The organism is Stenotrophomonas sepilia (genome assembly GCF_003244875.1).
GTDB lineage: Bacteria > Pseudomonadota > Gammaproteobacteria > Xanthomonadales > Xanthomonadaceae > Stenotrophomonas > Stenotrophomonas sepilia.
In genome coordinates this window covers 1-700 of the sequence record NZ_LXXZ01000023.1, presented here as the reverse complement: position 1 = coordinate 700, position 700 = coordinate 1, and the positions used below count along the sequence as shown (strand labels likewise).

The 700-nt window shown below is 65.9% G+C and carries 1 protein-coding gene; it reads right to left on the bottom strand.

The window, feature by feature from the left end:
• Positions 1-567: LemA family protein (locus tag A7X97_RS01710; protein ID WP_111007541.1), on the bottom strand; the 567-nt coding region annotated here is incomplete at its 3' end.
• Between the last annotated feature and the right edge of the window lie 133 nt (positions 568-700).

Sequence of the window (700 nt, the reverse complement as noted above, 5' to 3'; positions counted from 1 at the left end):
CGCCGGCGCGTTGGAGATCTGCGCTTCGTTGTCCACGGTGAAGTTCGGCTTGGTCTTGTAGCCGAAGATCTTGGCGGTGATCACCTGCGGGAACGAGCGGATGTAGGTGTTGTAGTCCTGCACCTGCTGGATGTAGCGGCCGCGGGCAACGGTGATGCGGTTCTCGGTGCCTTCCAGCTGGGCCTGCAGGTCGCGGAAGTTCTGGTCGGACTTCAGCACCGGATAGTTCTCGGTCACCACCAGCAGCCGCGACAGCGCGCTGCCGAGTTCACCCTGGGCCTGCTGGAACTGCTTGAGCGAGGCTTCGTCATCGGCGTTGACGTTGATCTGGCCGACACGCGAGCGGGCGTTGGTGACTTCGGTCAGCACGCGCTCTTCCTGGCTGGCGAAACCTTTGACGGTCTGCACCAGGTTGGGCACCAGGTCGGCGCGGCGCTTGTACTGGTTGAGCACTTCGGACCAGCTGGCCTTGACCGCCTCGTCCTTCTGCTGGATGGCGTTGTAGCCGCAGCCGGACAACAGGGAGGCCAGCAGCATCAGGGGCAGGACACGGGTGAACAGGCGCATGGCGGAGGTTCCGGGTGGGCTTGGCGCCGAGCATGCCATGGTTCGGGTGAAAGACCGGCCATCGGGCGCCGCCCCCTCCGCGGTGTGGTCCAGCCAGCTCGGGGTGGGCCGGGTGGGTGGATCGGCTGGGGGC